A 17,290-nucleotide genomic window follows, 5' to 3' on the forward strand; every position below is an offset into this window, starting at 1 on the left:
GAGGTGTTGCCTGTGAAGTTGTCTGCTTTTTACTGTATGTGTGCGCTGCTGGTTTCAAGTTGTGCCTCTGAATCCTTAGGCGGCGACAGCGACATGAGTGTGGCCCAGGCCAAGCGGCTGGTGGCCGAACAGCGTGCAATGGAGACGATTCCTGATGCCGTGTGGGCTGAAATGTTGCCTGCGCTTAGCTATAAGGTGTTGTGGCAGGGAGCCACCGAGCGCCCCTTCACAGGGCCTTTGCTTGAGGAAAAGCGTGACGGCGTGTACGTGACTGCCGGTTGCAAGTTGCCGGTATTTCACGCCCGGCATAAGTATGAATCCGGCTCTGGCTGGCCCAGTTTTTGGGAAGTGTTTAACCGGGAAAACGTGGTGCTCAAAAAAGATTTCAGCTGGGGCATGCGGCGTATGGAGGTGCTTAGCAAATGCGGCGAGCACTTGGGCCATGTCTTTGAAGACGGGCCCAAACCCACGGGCTTGCGCTACTGCATTAACTCGGCGGCGTTAGAGTTTATTCCCGCACAACGCGTGATCGAAAATGCGCCGGCCGGCGCCGATTAATCCTTGTATTTGGGCAGGCGCAAATCCCAAATGATGGCCGCGCCGCGCAAGCTGAAGGCCGCCAGCACACCAATGGCAATGGCCCAGTGGGTTGGCAGCGCCATTGCATTGGCAATGAGATAGGTGAGCGCACCCAAAAGGCTTGCCGACACATAAATTTCAGGTTCAAGTATCACCGGCATTTGATCCAGCAATACATCGCGCATAACGCCACCAAACGAGGCGGTAATCATGGCCATCGCCATAGCCACAAGCCATGCATCGTGCCATTGAAGGGTTGAGTGGGCGGCCGTAACGCTAAACAGCGCCATGCCGGCTGCGTCCATCCAGATTAATGCGCGGTGCTTGGAGGCTAAAATCGGGGCAAGGAAATAAGTCAGTGCGGCAGCGGCCACACACACGTACAAATACAAAGGCTCGGCCAGCCAGAAAATGGCGGGCTTGTTCAGCACTAAATCTCTCACGGTGCCGCCACCAAGGCCGGTTACCACACCCAGCAGAATAAAGCTCATGATGTCTTGGCGTTTTTCTGCCGCAGCCAACCCGCCGGAAATGGCGAACACAGCGCAACCTATGAGGCCTGCAAAATAGAGCGTGCTTTCAAAAAGCATCAGGCGCCTACGATACTGTCTCGCAAGCAGCGAAACAGTTTACGAGCGCTTGCCGGCGGTTTGCTTTTGGCGGCTTCCTGTTTGGCGGCCCGGGCCAATTGGCGCAGCTGCTGGCGGTCGGCGGCGGGGAAATCCAGTAAGAAGGCGTTGATGGCGTCGTCGCCTTCGGCCAGCATCCGGTCGCGCCAGCGCTCGGCCAGGTGTTGTTGTTGCACATGCTGCTCAGATACCTGGGTGAGCGCGTTATAGGCTTCTTCGATGGCCTCGTGGTCTGCCTCGCGCATCAGCCTGCCAATAAACTGCATGTGCCGGCGTTTGGCGTTGTGGGTTTTGATGCGGCCCATCTCCACAATGGCGTTGCGCAATAAATCCGGAAGCGGAATTTTTGCCAGGCGCTCCTTGTTGAGCTCGCACAGCTTGGCACCCAGCGCCTGCAGCGCCAGCATTTCCTTCTTGATTTGTGTGCGGCTTTTGGGCTGCTCTTGTTCAAATTCGTCTTCGAATTGATTGTCTTGCGTCATGGTGCCTTCCGAAGTGCTAGGGCCTGCGTGCAGCCTTTGGTACAAGTGGGGTTGGGCGCGCATGGTATCTAACTTGCGGCGCCAGTGACAGGGGCTATTCGCCTTCGCCGAAGCGGTCGTTTATGAGCTCGCACAGGGCGGCCATGGCCTCGTCTGCGTCTTCCCCTTCGGTGACCAGGGTGAGCTGGGTGCCTTTACTGGCGGCAAGCAGCATGAGCGACATCACGCTTTTGGCATCAACGCGCTTGTCGCCCACACCTGCCTGTATTTTGCAGCCAAAGCGCGCTGCCAGCGTGGCCATTTTTGCCGCCGCCCGGGCGTGCAGCCCAAGCTTGTTGATGATTTCAATTTGCCGTTCCATGCTCAGTGCCCGTGATTGGCCACCAACTCTCGGTGACGTAATTGCGCTTTGGGGTAGTCGGCCATCAGTTTTTTGTGCAATTGCTCGGCGATGTATACCGAGCGGTGCTGGCCGCCGGTGCAGCCGATGGACACTGTCATGTAGCTGCGGTTGCTGGCCTCGAATCTTGGCAGCCACTTGTGAATGTGCTGGTAGATGTCGTCTAGCATGAGGCTTGTGTCTTCCTGTGCCTCCAGGAAGTCGGCCACGCCTTGGTCCTGGCCTGTTTGCGCGCGCAGCTCGGGTTTCCAGTAGGGGTTGGGCAGGCAGCGCACGTCAAACACGAAGTCTGCATCCACGGGCACGCCGCGCTTGAAGCCAAAAGACATTAATTGCAGTGCCATGGTGGTTTCATCGGATTGACGCACCCGCACTTTTACCAGATCGCGCAACTGGTGCAGGGTTAAGTTGGTGCTGTCGATCACAAGATCCGCCAAATCCACCACTGGCTGTAGCAGTTCGCGTTCTTTTATAAGGGCATCGCGCAGTGCCACGCCGTCGCGACTGAGGGGGTGCTTGCGGCGGTTTTCGCTAAAGCGCTGAATCAGCGCGGGCGAGCGCGCATCGAGAAACATCACTTCAATGTGAATGCCGCTGTCGCGTGCGTGGGCAATAATCTGCGGGAACTTGGTCAGCTCGCGCCAGGCGTTTCGGGCATCCACGCTAATGGCAAACGATTGCTGGTCGGTGGGGTCTGCCTCCAGTTGCTTGACGAGTTCCGGCAGCAGGCGCAGCGGCAGGTTGTCAATGCAGTTGAAGCCTAAGTCTTCCAGCACGTGTAGCGCTGTACTTTTGCCGGCGCCCGAGCGGCCACTGACAACAATTAATCGCGGTGTGCTTGGCTCGGTGGGCATGGTGGCAGATTCCTTAGGCTGCAGTGAGGTGTTGCACTACCCTACTATAGAGCAGCTGGTCTGAGCCAGCACTGCGCAACTCTTCACGAAATTCCTCGCGCTGAAACAGCTCGGCAAGCCTGGCCAGTGTTTGCAGGTGATCGCCATCGGCATCTTCCGGCACCAGAAGTGCGAAAATAACGTCGACGGGTTCGCCGTCAATGGCGTCGAAGTCGATGGAGTGAGACAGTGTAATCAGCGCACCGGTGGTGGCCTCGCAGTTGGCAACCCGGCAGTGGGGTATGGCGATACCGTGGCCGAGGCCGGTGCTGCCCAGGCGTTCGCGGGCAACCAGGCTGCGAAAGAGGTCGTCGGCGGCGAGGGAGGGGATATCGTTAGAGATCAGGTCGGCCAGAATTTCCAGCGCGCGCTTTTTGCTGACGCCATCCACGCCGTGTTGCACACGGCGTGGGGCCAAGAGATTTTCAAACTGCATAAATTCAACGGTGGCTTCGAAGCTTTTCTTTGTGCTTGATAAGTTGGCGATCCAGCTTATCGGTGAGTAGATCGATGGCAGCATACAGGTCTTCGGACTGAGAGTCAGCGAAAAACTCGGCGCCACTGACGTGGACGGTAGCTTCTGCCTTTTGTCGCTGTTTATCAACACTCAAAATGGCATTGATGCTGGTTATTCGGTCGTGGTGGCGTTCGAGTTTTTCAAGCTTGGTGTTGACATAGCTTTTGATGGCGTCGGTCAGGTCGAGATGGTGTCCGCTGATGTTGATTTGCATTTGCTGCTCCTTTTGTCGCTGCGTTTGCGTTGCACCCGCCCCGCATTGGTGCAATACCGTTGCGGGGCACCAATACTCGCTTGCTAAATCAGTCGCTTTCGCTCATTCGAGGCCGCGATACCGAGAGACTCCCGGTACTTGGCGATGGTACGCCTGGCCACCTGAATGCCTTGCTCTTCTAAGAGCTTGGTAATTTTGCTGTCGCTCAAGGGCTTTTTGGGGTTCTCTGCGGCCACCAGCTTCTTGATGATGGCGCGAATTGCCGTTGAGGAACACTCGCCGCCTGAGTCTGTGCTCACGTGGCTTGAGAAGAAATACTTGAGTTCGTAAATGCCCTGGGGGGTGTGCATGTACTTTTGCGTAGTCACCCGGGATATGGTGGATTCATGCATGCCAACTTCTTCGGCGATGTCGTGCAGCACCATGGGTTTCATGGCTTCCGGGCCGTGTTCGAAAAAGCCCACCTGTTTTTCAACAATGCAGCTGGCCACCTTGAGTAATGTTTCGTTGCGGCTTTGCAGGCTCTTTAAAAACCAGCGGGCCTCTTGCAGGTTATCGCGCAGGAAGTTGTTATCTTTGCTGGTGTCGGCGCGCTTTACCAGCGACGCGTAGCCTGAGTTGATACGGATCTTGGGCGCGATATCTGGATTGAGCTCCACTAGCCACCGATCCTGTTTTTTGCTGACAAAGACATCCGGGACGACATACTCGGTTTCAGCCCGGCTGATACTCTCGCCCGGGCGCGGGTTAAGGGTTTGGATCAGCCCGATGGTTTCGGCAAGCTCTGATTCCTTGAGCTTACAGCGGCGCATGAGTTGCTTGTAATCGCGGCTGCCTAGCAGGGCCAAGTGATCCTTAACAATCAGTTTAGCAGCATCCAGAAAAGGTGTAGTGGCCGGTAGTGTGCGCAACTGAATCAGCAGGCATTCCGATAAATCCTGACCGCCAACGCCTGGCGGGTCGAATTGTTGCAGCCGGTGCAGCACCGCCAGTACTTCATCGTGTTCGAGGGGGTCATCTTGCAGATCGGCGTCTTGGCCCAGGCCCTCGGTTATTTCTTCCAGAGGTGAGGCCAACAGCCCGCTGGGCTCTATGGCATCGATGATGGCCATGGCAATCACCCGATCACGATCAGACATGGGCGTGAGGTTGAGCTGCCACAGCAAATGTTCTTGCAGGGTTTCGCCGCCGCTGTCGTCGCGCTCGTAGTCGCGATCGTCGTCCGATGCCGGGCCTGCGCTGGCGGGGCCCGAGGTGTAGATGTCGTCCCAGTTGGTATCTACCGGCAGGTCGTCTGGAATGTCGTTATTCCAGTCGGCATCCATCGAGGTGTCGCTGGTGGTGTCGGTTGCGGGGGTATCCGGGGCGTTGTCGTTTGCGTCTTTGCCGTCTGGCTGGGCAGATTGGCTGTTGTCTGGGTGGTCTGCGGCGTTATCGGCGCCTGTGTCATCGCCGTCTGCCATCTCGAGCATAGGGTTGGATTCCAGCGCCTCCTGGATTTCGGCCTGTAAGTCCAGTGTCGACAATTGCAGCAGCCGGATGGCCTGTTGCAACTGCGGCGTCATGGTCAGCTGCTGACCGAGTTTTAGCTGTAGAGATGGCTTCATGGGGTAATGACTTACATCCTCTTGGTTGCTGCCCAAAACGTGGCCTTAACTCCAGCGGGCGCAACCTAAGTGTAGTCATCCGGCAATAGCGAGGCAATATTGACAAGCAAGCACCATGCCTTTATGGGTGATTTAAGGTTGGCGCGTAAAGCGTTGTTGTTCTGCGCGCCAGTGCGGTGATGTGCAGGCCTAGAGGGTGAACTGGTCGCCTAGGTACACCTCGCGTACCCGCTGGTTGGCGAGCACCGTGCTGGCATCGCCCTCGGCAATAATGTGGCCTTCGCTAACGATGTAGGCCTTTTCGCAGATGCTGAGGGTTTCGCGTACATTGTGGTCGGTAATCAGTACGCCGATGCCGCGATCTTTAAGGTGCTTGATGATGCCTTTGATATCGCCCACGGAAATGGGGTCGACTCCGGCGAAGGGTTCATCCAGCAAAATAAACCGTGGCTCGGTGGCCAGGGCCCGGGCAATTTCCACCCGACGGCGTTCGCCGCCCGACAGCGCCATGCCCAGGCTGTCGCGGATGTGGGTAATGTGAAACTCTTCCAGCAAATCTTCCATGCGCGCTAAGCGCTGTTTGCGGTTGAGCTCTTTGCGGGTTTCCAGAATGGCAAGAATATTGTTGGCCACGGTGAGTTTGCGAAATACCGAGGCCTCTTGCGGAAGATAGCCGATGCCCGCCCGTGCGCGCCCGTGAATGGGCAGGGGGGTTAAGTCCTGATCGTCGATGCTCACGCGCCCGGCATCGCTTTCTACCAGGCCCGCAATCATGTAAAAGCAAGTGGTTTTGCCGGCGCCATTGGGGCCCAAGAGGCCCACTATCTGGCCGCTGTTTACCTCCATCGATACGTCGATTACTACCCGGCGGCCCTTGTAGCTCTTGGCCAGGTTCAGTGCTTGCAACTGGCTCATTGGTCTTTTTGCTCCGCGGGCGTGCGCTTTTGAGGCTGCAGAATAACGTTGACCCGCTCCTTGCTATCGGTACGGCGGCCGGCCTCAACGGTGGCCAGGTGAATGTTGTAGTTGATTTGATCACCGGTGATCAGTGAGCCGTCTTGCTCTACGCGGGCTTTGCCTGTGATGGTGAGCTTTTCATTACCCACTTCGTACACCAGTAATTCGCCGCGGGCTTTTACCAGTGGCTTATCGATCTCGGGTTGCTGTTGAAAGTGGGCCGGTGCACCGGTGGCTACCACGCGGTAAACCTCGTTGTTCTTGCTGTAAAACACGGCTTTTTCAGCCTCGATGTAGATGCTGCCCTGTTCAATGACGACGTTACCCACATAAGTTAGAACGCCCTTTTTTTTATCTAGATCGAAATCGTCCGACTTGATGTTAATGGGCTGATCGCGATCGGTGGGCAGCGCTTGTGCCAATGGTGTAACCATCACGGCCAAGGCGGCAAGGGCGAGCCAGGCGTGGCTGCGGCGCGGGTTATTGTGTTTCATAAGTGCCTGTGACTCCGCGAGTAAGTTTAAAAGTCTGGGTTTTGATATTGGCGTTCAGCGCATTGCCGTGGGTAATGCCTTGGGGCGAAAGTATTTTCACCGGCTGATCCGTTTCAGCCACCTGGCGCTTGGTAAAGTAGATCAACTTTTCTGTAAAGAGTTCCGTGGTGCCCTCAACCGGATCCTGTTGAAACAGGTGTACGTTGCCGGTGAGTTCAAGCCGGTCATCCTTGTTGGTTGCGCGCGCTCGATCGGCCACAATAATCCAGGGCGCCTGATCGGGATTATAGATTTCAGCGCGCAGCTGCTCTACCAGGGTGAAATCTTTGTTGCTGGCCTTGCCGGCGGGTTGGTAGTGATCGGCGCGCACGCCGGTCACGCGCCGGCTTACCTTGCCGGCTTCATCGTAATGAACGCTCACGAAGTCGGTCATGAAAAATGCCGGTGCCTGTTGCTCTGCATCTTTTGGGGGCTGCTCGAACAGGCGTGTAGAGGGTGTCTCCACCATAAACAGGTAGATGAACACGATCAGGGCAACAATAACGGGCAGTAATTTTTTAAGTTTTGCCAACGCTGTTTTCCTTTGTGCGCCAGGATTGAGTGAGAGCGGGCCGTGGCCGGCTTCAGCCTGTGTATTTAGCCAGTAGCGCTGCGTGCGTGCCTTGTGCCTGCATGATGAAATCGCAGGCTTCACGCACGGCCCCTTCGCCGCCGTTGCGCGCACTTTGCCAGTGGGCGCGGGCTACCACATCCGGGTGAGCGTTGGCGGTGGTCATGGCCAGGCCCACTTTTACCATGCAGGTGAGATCCGGATGGTCGTCACCCATGAAGGCGATTTGCTCGAGCGCAAGCGGCAGGTCTGTGAGGATTTCCTGCAGGGCGGCAAATTTATCTTCGCGGCCTTGCACCAAAATATTTATACCCAAATCACCCGCGCGGCGCGCCACCAACTCACTTTTGCGCCCGGTAATAATGCCCACCTGTACCCCCGATTTTTGCAGCAGCTTGATGCCGTGGCCATCTTGGGTGTTGAAGGCTTTCATCTCGTTGCCCTGGTTGTCGAAGTAGAGCTTGCCGTCGGTGAGTACGCCGTCTACATCGAGTAGCAGCAGTTTGATGTTTTTTGCCGAGGCCAGTGCTTGAGTCATGGGTGGGTCCGAAATGCAAAATGAATGTTGGGTTGCAACTTAGGTTGGCGTTGTGCGCGCCTGAATACTAAACGATTCCTGCCCGCAAAATGTCGTGCATGTGCAGCAGGCCTACGGGGTGTTTGTTGTGGTCTTCAACCACCAGCGCGGTAATTTTTCGCTGTTCCATCAAGGTGAGGGCTTCGGCCGCCAGCAGGTCTGTGGTTACCGTAAGCGGGTTGCGCGTCATCACCTGGGCCATGGTGGCGGTGGCCAGATTCGCCCCTAGATCCACGCAGCGGCGCAGGTCGCCGTCGGTGAAAACGCCAATCAATTGATCTGCCTCGTCCACAACGGTCGTCATGCCAAAGCCCTTGCGGGTCATTTCCACGAGCGCCGTAGACAGCAAGGTATCGGGGCTGACCTTTGGCAGCTCCTGGCCTGCGTGCATCAGATCGCTAGCGCGCACAAGCAGGCGCCGGCCCAAGGCGCCGCCCGGGTGCGAAAAGGCAAATTCTTCTTTGGTGAAGCCGCGGGCTTCCAATAGCGCGACTGCCAAGGCATCGCCCACCACCAGGGTGACGGTAGTCGATGAGGTGGGCGCCAAATCCAGCGGGCAGGCCTCGGCCTGAATACTGATGTCCAGGTTTACATCGGCAGCCTGCGCCAGCGGCGAGTTGGGGTTGCCGGTCATGCTGATGATGGGAATTTGCATACGCTTGAATAAGGGGATCAGCGTGAGCACTTCCGATGATGAGCCGGAATTGGAAATGGCGATGACCACATCCTGGCGGGTCACCATGCCCAGGTCGCCATGGCTGGCCTCACCCGGGTGTACAAAAAAGGCCGGGGTGCCGGTGCTGGCCAATGTGGCGGCTATCTTGCCGCCGATGTGGCCGGATTTGCCCATGCCCGTCACAATGGTACGGCCCTGGCAGGCAAGAATCAGCTGGCAGGCGCGGGCAAAATTGGCATCCATGCGTGCGTCGAGCGCGGCAATGGCATCGAGCTCAATCTTGACGGTGCGCTTTCCGGCTTCAATAAAGGCAAAGTGTTGATTCATGGGGCTTACTCGCACTGATTCAGATTCGGTTAAGGGGCGTAATGGTATAGTGCCTACTCGTGAATGTCAGCTAAACCGCGTGCGATAAACTAGCGTAAAACGCCGGTAGCTGAATGGCGAATATTTAAAATAGGCGGTGGTTTTTTCTGCACTTAAGGTAGAATGGCCGCCCGGTACCGGGCAGATGCTGCCAGGTTTTTAACCGTAAGGTTTGGAAGAAAAGGAGAGGTTTGGCTATGGGTTCCCGGATTTTAGGTGCGCTGTTGGGCGCTTTCTTGTTGTTTGCCGCATCGGCACAGGGTGCCGCTGAGGTTGGCCCGCGTGAAGTGGTGGTGGGCGTTGTAGATTCCCTGAAGGCTGCGGTGAACAAGCACGATGCTGAAAAAGACCCAGAGGCCGTGAAACTGTTGGCTGAAATGCGAGGCATTTTGGAGCCGGTGGTGGATTTTGGTTTTATTGCGCGGGTGGTGATGGGGCCTGCAGCCAAAAAGGCCACGCCCGAGCAGATGGCAAAGTTTGAAAGCATATTCCGCGACAGCCTGGTATCCACCTACGCCAAAGGCATGACCGGCTATGTGCAGGCCGAAATGGCCATCCCGCCGCTGGCCCCCGAGGCCGCTGGCCAAAACCGCGTGGCGGTGCGCCAAGAGGTGACCACCTCATCCGGCGTGCAGGTAATTGACTACACCATGGCCAAGAACCGCACCACCGGTGAGTGGAAGTTGATCAATGTGGTGCTTAATGGCATCAACCTCGGCAAGACATTCCGCAGCCAGTTTGCCCAGGCGTACAAGCAGCACAAGGGCAATGTGGATCTGGTGATAGCCGAGTGGGCCAAAGAGCTGCCCGCCAAGCCCTAAAGTTGCCGCGAGCCGTGCAAAAAAGCCGGTAAACCAGTAGACTTGGCACCCCCTGAAATGGGGGTGTTTTGTTTTCGTGATGAGCGTCACACGGCGCCCGTTGCCCCAAGTTTTAAGAGGCAAACCATGCAACCGCAAGAAATCAAGGCGCTGATAGAAGCCGCCATCGCAGAGAGCCAGGTAGAGGTGTCTATTGCCGGCAGCCATGTAAACCTGGTGGTGGTCAGCCCTGCATTTGAGGGTATGCGCCCGGTGCAGAAGCAGCAGCTGGTGTACAAGGCGTTGTCTGAGCAGATTGCCAGCGGCGTAATTCACGCTGTAAACATGCAGACCTTAACCCCTGCAGAGGCCGGCTAGCCCGCAACACGTGCCCGCTAGGGCCCAGTCATACCTGTAAGAGAAAAATATGGACAAATTGCTCATCCAAGGCGGCGCCCGTCTCGACGGTGAAATCCGCATTTCCGGGGCCAAAAACTCTGGCCTTCCGATCCTTGCTGCCACGCTTCTGGCCGAAGGGCCGATGCATATCTGCAATTTGCCCCATCTGAACGACATCACCACCATGCTCGCACTGCTGCGCTGCATGGGGGTGGAGATCACCATTGATGAAAAAATGTGTGTTGAAACCAACACCGAGCCGATGCGTGAGTTCACCGCGCCTTATGAGCTGGTGAAAACCATGCGCGCCTCCATTTTGGTGCTGGGCCCCATGCTGGCCCGCTTCGGTGAGGCCAATGTGTCTTTCCCTGGCGGTTGCGCCATTGGCAGCCGCCCGGTAGATATTCACCTGAGAGGCCTTGAGGCCATGGGCGCCACCGTTGAGGTAGACCAAGGTTACATTCGCGCCCGTTGCGATGGCCGCCTTAAGGGCGCGCACTTCTTTATGGATACCGTAACCGTGGGCGGTACCGAAAACCTGGTAATGGCCGCCGCGCTGGCCGAGGGGCGTACGGTGCTTGAAAATGCCGCGCGTGAGCCCGAGGTGGTGGATTTGTGCGAGTGCCTGGTGGCCATGGGTGCCAAAATTTCAGGCATCGGCAGCGCAACACTCGTGATTGACGGGGTGGAGTCGCTCAAAGGTTGTACCTACAAAGTGATGCCCGATCGCATTGAAACCGGCACTTACCTGGTGGCGGCTGCGGCCACAGGCGGCAAGGTTAAGCTTAAAGACACCCGCGCAGACATTCTTGAATCGGTGATCCTGAAACTTGAAGAGGCCGGTGCGGAAATTACTATCGGTGACGATTGGATCGCGCTCGATATGAAGGGCAAGCGCCCCAAGTCGGTCAACCTCAAAACCGCGCCTTATCCTGCTTTCCCAACCGATATGCAGGCCCAGTTCACCGCCATGAACGCCATTGCCGAAGGCGTGGGTGCGGTAACCGAAACCATTTTTGAAAACCGCCTGATCCAGGTGCATGAACTCAATCGCATGGGTGCCAATATCTCCCTTGAGGGCAATACAGCCTTGATTACGGGCGTTAAGCAGCTGAAAGCCGCCCCTGTGATGGCCTCTGATTTACGCGCCTCGGCAAGCCTTGTGATTGCGGGCCTGGTGGCAGAGGGCGATACGCTGGTTGATCGCATTTACCACATCGATCGCGGCTATGAGTGCATTGAAGAAAAGCTGCAATTGTTGGGTGCCAATATCCGGAGGGTGCCAGGCTGATGAGCAAATTGACTATTGCGCTCACCAAGGGGCGCATTCTGGAGGAAACCTTGCCGTTGCTGGCCGCCGCCGGCATCGAGCCTGAGGAAGACATCAGCAAATCGCGCAAATTGATTTTTGGTACCAATCAGCCGGGTGTACATCTGGTGGTTTTGCGTGGCTCTGACGTGCCCACTTACGTGCAATTTGGTGCCGCTGACATGGGGGTGTCTGGTAAGGATACGCTCATGGAAAATGGCGCCGAGGGGCTTTATGAGCCGCTGGATTTGAACATTGCCAAATGCCGGCTGATGACGGCTGCCATCAAGGGGGCCAGTGCGCCTAGCGGGCGGCTTAAGGTGGCCACCAAATACGTGAATGTTGCCAAGCGTTACTACGCAGCCCAGGGCCGTCAGGCCGATATCATCAAGCTGTACGGTGGTATGGAGCTTGCGCCATTAATGGATTTGGCCGATGAGATTGTGGACATTGTCGATACCGGCAATACCCTCAAGGCCAACGGGCTGGAGGCGCGCGATCACATTGCCGACATCAGCTCGCGGCTGATAGTGAACAAGGCGTCGATGAAAATGAAGCACGCCCAGATCCAGCGCATTATCGACGATATTGCCACCGCGGTATCTGCCTAACTTTCTCAGTGTGAAACAACCCATGATTGCCGAGCTATCCACCCGAGACGCCAACTTCGATGCAGCGCTTGAGGCGCTGCTGGCTTTTGAATCTATCAGTGATGCTGGTGTTGCGCAGGTGGTGGCAGACATCATTGCCGACATTCGTGCGCGCGGTGATGCAGCGCTGGTGGAATATACCAATCGCTTTGATCACCGTGAGGTGGCCGATGTGAGCGCACTGTGCGTGCCCCAGGCGAGCTTGAAAGCCGCCTTTGAGTCGCTGCCTGTGCCGCAGCGTGAAGCCCTTGAAATGGCAGCCGCGCGCGTGCGCGAATATCACCAGCACCAGCTGCAAACGTCCTGGCAATACCAGGAGGCCGATGGCACAGTGCTGGGTCAGCAGGTGACTGCCATGGCGCGGGTGGGGATTTACGTGCCCGGCGGCAAGGCCTCTTACCCCTCCTCTGTGCTGATGAATGCCATCCCCGCCAAGGTGGCCGGTGTGGACGAGGTGATTATGGTGGTACCGGCACCGGGTGGCGAGTTGAACCCAATGGTGCTGGCGGCGGCGCACCTGGCGGGCGTTGATCAGGTGTTAACCGTGGGTGGCGCCCAGGCAGTGGCGGCGTTGGCTTACGGTACGCAAACGCTCACCAAGGTAGATAAGATTGTAGGCCCCGGCAACATCTATGTGGCAACCGCCAAGCGCGCCGTATTCGGCCAGGTGGCCATCGACATGATTGCCGGCCCGTCAGAAATTCTGGTGATTTGCGATGGTCAAACGCCGGCTGATTGGGTGGCGATGGATTTATTTAGCCAGGCAGAGCACGATGAACAGGCGCAGGCGATTTTGATTTGCCCGGATGCCGCCTACCTTGCTGAAGTAAAAGCGGCCATGGCGCGCTTGCTGCCAACCCTTGAGCGGGCCGACATCGCACGCCAATCGCTGGCGGCGCGCGGCGCGTTGATTCATGTGGACTCCCTCGACGAGGCGATTGCGCTGTCAAACCGCATTGCGCCAGAGCACCTTGAGTTGTCTGTGGCCTCGCCTGAAAGCTACTTGCCCAAAATTCGCCACGCCGGCGCCATTTTTATGGGGCGCCACACGGCAGAGGCGCTGGGCGATTACTGCGCCGGGCCCAATCACGTGCTGCCCACCTCGGGCACTGCGCGCTTTTCATCTCCTTTGGGTGTGTACGACTTTCAAAAGCGCTCTTCAATTATTCACTGCTCGCAGGCGGGTGCCAGTAGGCTTGGGCGTTGTGCCAGTGTGTTGGCGCGCGGCGAGTCGCTGGAAGCCCATGCGCGCTCAGCGGAATACCGCATTCTGGAATCTGACGCCTAAGATGCAGCCCTGCAATTAACGGCAGGGCTGTGCCTGTTTGCTTGAGTGTTGTGGGGGCTTCAGGCTGTGGGTTGGGCGGTCATTGTAAGCTGCACTTCGGCAGCCTGTAGGCCGCGCTGAATGCGCAGAGTGATGGTATCGCCGGGTCTGCTTTGTTCTATTACCTGTACACCGCGGCCGCCATCGCCCAGCGCCACACCGTTCATGTGGGTGATGATGTCGCCTGCCTTTATGCCTGCCTTGTGGGCGGGGCTGTCTTTGTAAACGCCGGTTACGATCACGCCGAGATCGGCACTCACTCCGAGGTTGCGCGCCAATTGCGGGCTGATGCGTTGGGCTTCAACGCCTATCCAGCCGCGCACCACATGGCCGTGCTCGGCGATGTCTTTCAGTGTGCGCAGGGCCATGTCTATGGGTACCGCAAAGCTGATGCCCACAGAAAATCCGGTTTTATCCAAAATGGCGGTGTTAATACCAATCAGGTTGCCCTTGGCATCTACCAGTGCGCCACCGGAATTGCCGGGGTTAATGGCGGCATCGGTTTGCAGGTAGTTTTCAAAGGTGTTGATGCCAAGCCCGTAGCGGCCCACGGCGCTGATGATGCCTTGGGTGACGGTTTGGCCAACGCCAAAGGGGTTGCCAATGGCGAGCACCACGTCACCTACGCGGGCATTGGCTGGGTCGCCAATGGCGATAGCGTGCAGGTTGTCCAGATTGATTTTAAGTACGGCAAGGTCTGTATCCGGGTCTGTGCCAATCAATTTCGCCTGAGCCTCGCGGCCATCACTCAACAGCACCACAATTTGGTCTGCACCGTTAATCACGTGGTGGTTGGTGAGTACATAACCCTCGCGGTTCATGATGACGCCAGAGCCAAGGGAGCTTTGCAGCCGCTCTTGTTGGGGTACGTTGGCGTTGTTGAAAAAGTGGCGAAACAGCGGGTCGTCAATCAGCGGGTGGCGCTGCTTGGGCACTTTGCGCTGGGTAAAAATATTAACCACAGCCGGTGCCGCGCGGCTTACGGCATCGGCGTAGGAGTGCGGGGCCGTTTGGGTGTTGGCCGCTGTGGTTGGTGTTGGGATGAGCTGCCTGAGTGATGGCTGGGTAAGCAAGATGGCCAGCGCCGCCAATAGGCCGCAGGCCACAGGCCAGGCCAGATAGTTGAGGATTTTTTTCACCAGGCTTAGGTCCGTCAGGTTTAGTGCTTGGCGCCCAATGGGCGAGCGAGCGGGCATTATAAGCCAAAGTGCGGCGCTTGGGGCTCCAAGCGCCGGGGTGCGTTAGGCCTGCTGGCGTTGAATAACCAGAGTGTCGTCTTCTTCTGTAGGGTCTTGTTCAAGCCCGTAAGATTCACTCAGGGTGCCTTCTTTGCCAGGCACTTTGGGTGCCCAGTCGGTGGGTGGCTTGATGTCTTGCGGCGCGGTTTTGGTTTTGGCCTGCTCAAGCAGTTTGCCATCGCCTGCCTGGGCGATTTGCCGGCTTAAATCGGCATTGCCAAGCTTCATGGCGGATTCAGCCAGGTGCTCATGCACATCGCGGTAGCTGCGGGTCAGGTTGTTGATCAGTTGTGAGGTGTCTACAAAATGTTGGGTGACTTCCTGTTGGTATTCGCGCAGTCGGGTTTCGGAATCCAGCAGTTGTGATTCAAGTTCGCGGTTGATTTTTTCTTGGGGGCGCAAAGCGAACATCAAGAAGGCGCCAATCACGCCGCCCACCAATATGCAGGTTAAAACAGTCAATATCAAAGTACTCAATGAAAACACAGGGTTCTCCTTTAGGGTGCCAAATACACAACTTGCGGCTTAAAGCGCGCCTCGCTCCATGCCATAATGCGCGCCCGTTGCTGGCGGCAAAGCCAGCACTGCTTTCTATTATATGCTGTTATCAGTGTGAATGGATCACAATCTGAAACGTAAATACCCAGGCTCAGGCCCCATATTACTGAATTGAAGTAACCCCCGTGATGACAATTTTTGCAGATCACGCACAGCGCCACCTGATTGCAGGGCCGGCCGGTGCCCTTGAAGTTTCAACCCGTCTTGGTGACGCGGCAGGCCCGCTTGCCGGCCTGAATTTGGTGGCCGTGATTGCGCACCCGCACCCGCTGCACGGCGGATCTATGTCGAACAAAGTAGTGGCCACACTGGCGCGTGCCTATGCGCAATTGGGCGTGGCAACGGTGTGTTTTAACTTCCGCGGCGTAGGGGCAAGCGAGGGGCATTTCGATAACGGTGAGGGTGAGCAGGCCGATGTGCTTGCCGTGGCCCAGTGGGCGCAGGCAGCGCGCCCGCAGGCGGGGCTGTTGCTGGCCGGGTTTTCTTTTGGTTCGGCCATGGCCGCGGCTGCCAGTTGGGTGTTGAGCCCTTTGCAATTGCTGCTGGTTGCGCCGCCTGTTGAGCGTTACAGCTATGATCGGGCCGGCCAGTTTCCTTGCGCAACCGCGGTGCTTGTGGGCAGTGCCGATGAGCTGGTTGAAGTGGGCGGCCTTACCGCTTGGTCGCAGACGGTGGCCAAGCTTCAGTTTGATGTGTTGCCCGATACCGGCCATTTTTTTCACGGCCAGTTGCATGCCGTGCGTGGCTGGGTGCAGCGCACCTTGAGCCAGTGGGCCAATATTGCAGAGCATGGAGACCCGTTGAGTGATGAGTGAACTTCCCCCAACGCCAATGGCGCGCTACCAGCAGGATATCGCCCAGGGCTTCAAGCGCGATGCCGCCCAGGAGCACGCCATAGCCTTGTTGCAAGACCTCTACGAGCGATTGCGGGCCTCGCGCCCGCCCGCCCGCGGGCCGGTGGCGCGGCTGCTGGCCAAATTCACAGGCCCCAAGCCGCAGGCGCCGTTGCGCGGTTTGTATTTTTGGGGTGGCGTAGGGCGCGGCAAAACCTATTTGATGGATGTGTTTTATGACTCGCTGCCCTTTGAGCAAAAGATGCGGGTGCACTTTCACCGTTTCATGAAGCGTGTGCACCAGGAATTAAAAGGGCTGGGTGGGGTTAAAAACCCCTTAGAGAAAGTGGCCGACCGACTGGCCGCCGAGACCCGGGTAATTTGCTTTGACGAATTTTTTGTCAGCGACATTACCGATGCCATGATTCTTGGCACCTTGCTGCAAGCGCTGTTTAACCGCGGCGTAACCCTGGTGGCCACCTCCAATATTGTGCCCGATGGCCTCTATAAAGACGGCCTGCAGCGCGCCCGCTTTCTGCCGGCCATCGCCATGCTCAACGCGCATACCCAGGTGGTTAATGTGGATGGCGGGGTAGACTACCGTCTGCGCGCGCTCGAGCAGGCCGAGCTCTACCATTCGCCCTTGGGGCCTGAGGCCGAGGTGGCCATGAAGCAAAGCTTCGAGGCGCTGGTGCCGGATTATGAAGAGATTGAGCAGGATGTAGACCTGGAAGTAGAGGGGCGCATACTGCGGGCGCGCTTTGAGGGCGAAGACGTGGTGTGGTTCGACTTCAAGGTGCTCTGCGATGGCCCGCGCTCACAGAACGACTACATTGAGCTTGCCAAGATCTACCATGCGGTGCTGGTAACCGATGTGCCGGTACTGGGCGGCCAGAAGGATGACCAGGCCAGGCGCTTCATTAATATGGTGGATGAATTCTATGACCGGAACGTCAAACTGGTCATTTCCGCCGAAGTGCCATTAACCGCGCTTTACAGCGGCGGCCGGCTAAACTTCGAGTTTGAGCGCACCAGCAGTCGCCTGCTGGAGATGCAGAGCAAAGACTACCTGGCCAAGCCCCATAAACCTTGATTTCCGGGTGAAAAAGCGCTTGAAAAGGCTATGCCGAATCTGTAGTATGCGCGCTCTTTTTGTGGGAAGACCCTCGTTAAAG

Annotated in this window: 22 protein-coding genes; 8 read left to right on the forward strand and 14 right to left on the reverse strand. The window is 57.3% G+C overall.

What is annotated here, in order from left to right:
- Window positions 1-12 precede the first annotated feature (12 nt).
- Window positions 13-558 carry a peptide-methionine (R)-S-oxide reductase MsrB gene (gene msrB / locus L1F30_RS04515; RefSeq protein WP_253359939.1) on the forward strand — a complete coding sequence of 182 codons (546 nt, stop codon included), beginning with the start codon at window positions 13-15 and terminating at the stop codon, window positions 556-558.
- Here msrB and L1F30_RS04520 read toward each other — a convergent pair.
- From L1F30_RS04520 to L1F30_RS04575, 12 genes are all read right to left on the reverse strand, one after another.
- Window positions 555-1,169 (reverse strand): trimeric intracellular cation channel family protein, encoded by a 615-nt coding sequence (locus L1F30_RS04520; protein WP_253359941.1) that lies wholly within the window; start codon window positions 1,167-1,169, stop codon window positions 555-557. The two genes, msrB and L1F30_RS04520, sit on opposite strands and share 4 nt — an antisense overlap.
- Window positions 1,169-1,690, reverse strand: a complete 522-nt coding sequence (gene yjgA, locus L1F30_RS04525; protein ID WP_253359943.1) for a ribosome biogenesis factor YjgA — start codon at window positions 1,688-1,690, stop codon at window positions 1,169-1,171. The genes L1F30_RS04520 and yjgA overlap by 1 nt, the downstream gene beginning before the upstream one ends.
- Before the next feature lie 94 nt (window positions 1,691-1,784).
- Window positions 1,785-2,051, reverse strand: coding sequence for an HPr family phosphocarrier protein (locus L1F30_RS04530; protein ID WP_253359944.1), 267 nt, complete (start codon window positions 2,049-2,051; stop codon window positions 1,785-1,787).
- A 2-nt stretch (window positions 2,052-2,053) separates the two neighbouring features.
- A complete protein-coding gene (gene rapZ / locus L1F30_RS04535; RefSeq protein ID WP_253359946.1) occupies window positions 2,054-2,944 on the reverse strand; it encodes an RNase adapter RapZ in 891 nt (296 codons plus the stop codon).
- A 13-nt stretch (window positions 2,945-2,957) separates the two neighbouring features.
- Window positions 2,958-3,419, reverse strand: a complete 462-nt coding sequence (locus L1F30_RS04540) for a PTS sugar transporter subunit IIA (protein ID WP_253359948.1) — start codon at window positions 3,417-3,419, stop codon at window positions 2,958-2,960.
- Window positions 3,420-3,423: 4 nt separating this feature from the next.
- Complete coding sequence (gene hpf / locus L1F30_RS04545) at window positions 3,424-3,714, reverse strand: ribosome hibernation-promoting factor, HPF/YfiA family (protein WP_253359951.1); 291 nt, start codon at window positions 3,712-3,714, stop codon at window positions 3,424-3,426.
- Window positions 3,715-3,797: 83 nt separating this feature from the next.
- A complete protein-coding gene (locus tag L1F30_RS04550) occupies window positions 3,798-5,321 on the reverse strand; it encodes an RNA polymerase factor sigma-54 (RefSeq protein ID WP_253359953.1) in 1,524 nt (507 codons plus the stop codon).
- Between the two features lie 189 nt (window positions 5,322-5,510).
- Window positions 5,511-6,236, reverse strand: a complete 726-nt coding sequence (gene lptB, locus L1F30_RS04555) for an LPS export ABC transporter ATP-binding protein (protein ID WP_253359957.1) — start codon at window positions 6,234-6,236, stop codon at window positions 5,511-5,513.
- Window positions 6,233-6,772: a lipopolysaccharide transport periplasmic protein LptA gene (gene lptA / locus L1F30_RS04560; protein WP_253359965.1), complete on the reverse strand. Its 540-nt coding sequence runs from the start codon at window positions 6,770-6,772 to the stop codon at window positions 6,233-6,235. Before lptA ends, lptB begins: the two co-directional genes overlap by 4 nt.
- Window positions 6,759-7,343 carry an LPS export ABC transporter periplasmic protein LptC gene (gene lptC, locus L1F30_RS04565; RefSeq protein ID WP_253359967.1) on the reverse strand — a complete coding sequence of 195 codons (585 nt, stop codon included), beginning with the start codon at window positions 7,341-7,343 and terminating at the stop codon, window positions 6,759-6,761. Before lptC ends, lptA begins: the two co-directional genes overlap by 14 nt.
- 52 nt (window positions 7,344-7,395) lie before the next feature.
- Window positions 7,396-7,920 carry an HAD family hydrolase gene (locus L1F30_RS04570; RefSeq protein ID WP_253359969.1) on the reverse strand — a complete coding sequence of 175 codons (525 nt, stop codon included), beginning with the start codon at window positions 7,918-7,920 and terminating at the stop codon, window positions 7,396-7,398.
- Between the two features lie 67 nt (window positions 7,921-7,987).
- Entirely contained in the window at window positions 7,988-8,962 is a 975-nt protein-coding gene (locus tag L1F30_RS04575) for a KpsF/GutQ family sugar-phosphate isomerase (RefSeq protein ID WP_253359971.1), read from the reverse strand.
- Between the two features lie 236 nt (window positions 8,963-9,198).
- On the opposite strand from L1F30_RS04575, the gene L1F30_RS04580 reads away from it, so the two are divergent.
- From L1F30_RS04580 to hisD, 5 genes are all read left to right on the forward strand, one after another.
- A complete protein-coding gene (locus tag L1F30_RS04580; RefSeq protein ID WP_253359978.1) occupies window positions 9,199-9,822 on the forward strand; it encodes a phospholipid-binding protein MlaC in 624 nt (207 codons plus the stop codon).
- Between the two features lie 126 nt (window positions 9,823-9,948).
- A complete protein-coding gene (locus L1F30_RS04585) occupies window positions 9,949-10,179 on the forward strand; it encodes a BolA family protein (protein ID WP_253359980.1) in 231 nt (76 codons plus the stop codon).
- A 49-nt stretch (window positions 10,180-10,228) separates the two neighbouring features.
- On the forward strand, window positions 10,229-11,491 hold the full coding sequence (gene murA / locus L1F30_RS04590; RefSeq protein ID WP_253359988.1) for a UDP-N-acetylglucosamine 1-carboxyvinyltransferase: 1,263 nt from the start codon (window positions 10,229-10,231) through the stop codon (window positions 11,489-11,491).
- Window positions 11,491-12,120 carry an ATP phosphoribosyltransferase gene (gene hisG, locus L1F30_RS04595; protein WP_253359990.1) on the forward strand — a complete coding sequence of 210 codons (630 nt, stop codon included), beginning with the start codon at window positions 11,491-11,493 and terminating at the stop codon, window positions 12,118-12,120. The genes murA and hisG overlap by 1 nt, the downstream gene beginning before the upstream one ends.
- A 22-nt stretch (window positions 12,121-12,142) precedes the next feature.
- The gene (gene hisD, locus L1F30_RS04600; protein WP_253359992.1) at window positions 12,143-13,447 is read left to right on the forward strand and encodes a histidinol dehydrogenase; all 1,305 of its coding nucleotides are present in this window, start codon (window positions 12,143-12,145) and stop codon (window positions 13,445-13,447) included.
- Between the two features lie 59 nt (window positions 13,448-13,506).
- Here hisD and L1F30_RS04605 read toward each other — a convergent pair whose 3' ends face one another.
- Window positions 13,507-14,682: a trypsin-like peptidase domain-containing protein gene (locus L1F30_RS04605; protein WP_253359994.1), complete on the reverse strand. Its 1,176-nt coding sequence runs from the start codon at window positions 14,680-14,682 to the stop codon at window positions 13,507-13,509.
- A 45-nt stretch (window positions 14,683-14,727) separates the two neighbouring features.
- Window positions 14,728-15,210, reverse strand: a complete 483-nt coding sequence (locus L1F30_RS04610; RefSeq protein ID WP_253359996.1) for a YhcB family protein — start codon at window positions 15,208-15,210, stop codon at window positions 14,728-14,730.
- A 200-nt stretch (window positions 15,211-15,410) separates the two neighbouring features.
- Between L1F30_RS04610 and L1F30_RS04615 the strand changes: the two genes are divergently transcribed.
- On the forward strand, window positions 15,411-16,097 hold the full coding sequence (locus L1F30_RS04615; protein ID WP_253359998.1) for an alpha/beta hydrolase: 687 nt from the start codon (window positions 15,411-15,413) through the stop codon (window positions 16,095-16,097).
- Entirely contained in the window at window positions 16,090-17,208 is a 1,119-nt protein-coding gene (gene zapE, locus L1F30_RS04620; RefSeq protein WP_253360000.1) for a cell division protein ZapE, read from the forward strand. Before L1F30_RS04615 ends, zapE begins: the two co-directional genes overlap by 8 nt.
- Window positions 17,209-17,290 lie beyond the last annotated feature (82 nt).

The sequence above is a fragment of the Simiduia sp. 21SJ11W-1 genome (assembly GCF_024138675.1).
Classification (GTDB): Bacteria; Pseudomonadota; Gammaproteobacteria; order Pseudomonadales; family Cellvibrionaceae; genus Simiduia.

Bases quoted from the DNA above. Each gene is read 5' to 3' on its own strand.
- L1F30_RS04615 (WP_253359998.1), top strand. From the start codon at position 15,411: ATGACAATTTTTGCAGATCACGCACAGCGCCACCTGATTGCAGGGCCG.
- L1F30_RS04605 (WP_253359994.1), bottom strand. From the start codon at position 14,682: ATGCCCGCTCGCTCGCCCATTGGGCGCCAAGCACTAAACCTGACGGAC.
- murA (WP_253359988.1), top strand. From the start codon at position 10,229: ATGGACAAATTGCTCATCCAAGGCGGCGCCCGTCTCGACGGTGAAATC.
- lptA (WP_253359965.1), bottom strand. From the start codon at position 6,772: ATGAAACACAATAACCCGCGCCGCAGCCACGCCTGGCTCGCCCTTGCC.
- hisD (WP_253359992.1), top strand. From the start codon at position 12,143: ATGATTGCCGAGCTATCCACCCGAGACGCCAACTTCGATGCAGCGCTT.
- L1F30_RS04570 (WP_253359969.1), bottom strand. From the start codon at position 7,920: ATGACTCAAGCACTGGCCTCGGCAAAAAACATCAAACTGCTGCTACTC.
- lptB (WP_253359957.1), bottom strand. From the start codon at position 6,236: ATGAGCCAGTTGCAAGCACTGAACCTGGCCAAGAGCTACAAGGGCCGC.
- L1F30_RS04575 (WP_253359971.1), bottom strand. From the start codon at position 8,962: ATGAATCAACACTTTGCCTTTATTGAAGCCGGAAAGCGCACCGTCAAG.
- L1F30_RS04540 (WP_253359948.1), bottom strand. From the start codon at position 3,419: ATGCAGTTTGAAAATCTCTTGGCCCCACGCCGTGTGCAACACGGCGTG.
- L1F30_RS04580 (WP_253359978.1), top strand. From the start codon at position 9,199: ATGGGTTCCCGGATTTTAGGTGCGCTGTTGGGCGCTTTCTTGTTGTTT.
- L1F30_RS04520 (WP_253359941.1), bottom strand. From the start codon at position 1,169: ATGCTTTTTGAAAGCACGCTCTATTTTGCAGGCCTCATAGGTTGCGCT.
- L1F30_RS04585 (WP_253359980.1), top strand. From the start codon at position 9,949: ATGCAACCGCAAGAAATCAAGGCGCTGATAGAAGCCGCCATCGCAGAG.
- L1F30_RS04550 (WP_253359953.1), bottom strand. From the start codon at position 5,321: ATGAAGCCATCTCTACAGCTAAAACTCGGTCAGCAGCTGACCATGACG.
- hpf (WP_253359951.1), bottom strand. From the start codon at position 3,714: ATGCAAATCAACATCAGCGGACACCATCTCGACCTGACCGACGCCATC.
- zapE (WP_253360000.1), top strand. From the start codon at position 16,090: ATGAGTGAACTTCCCCCAACGCCAATGGCGCGCTACCAGCAGGATATC.
- L1F30_RS04530 (WP_253359944.1), bottom strand. From the start codon at position 2,051: ATGGAACGGCAAATTGAAATCATCAACAAGCTTGGGCTGCACGCCCGG.
- yjgA (WP_253359943.1), bottom strand. From the start codon at position 1,690: ATGACGCAAGACAATCAATTCGAAGACGAATTTGAACAAGAGCAGCCC.
- hisG (WP_253359990.1), top strand. From the start codon at position 11,491: ATGAGCAAATTGACTATTGCGCTCACCAAGGGGCGCATTCTGGAGGAA.
- rapZ (WP_253359946.1), bottom strand. From the start codon at position 2,944: ATGCCCACCGAGCCAAGCACACCGCGATTAATTGTTGTCAGTGGCCGC.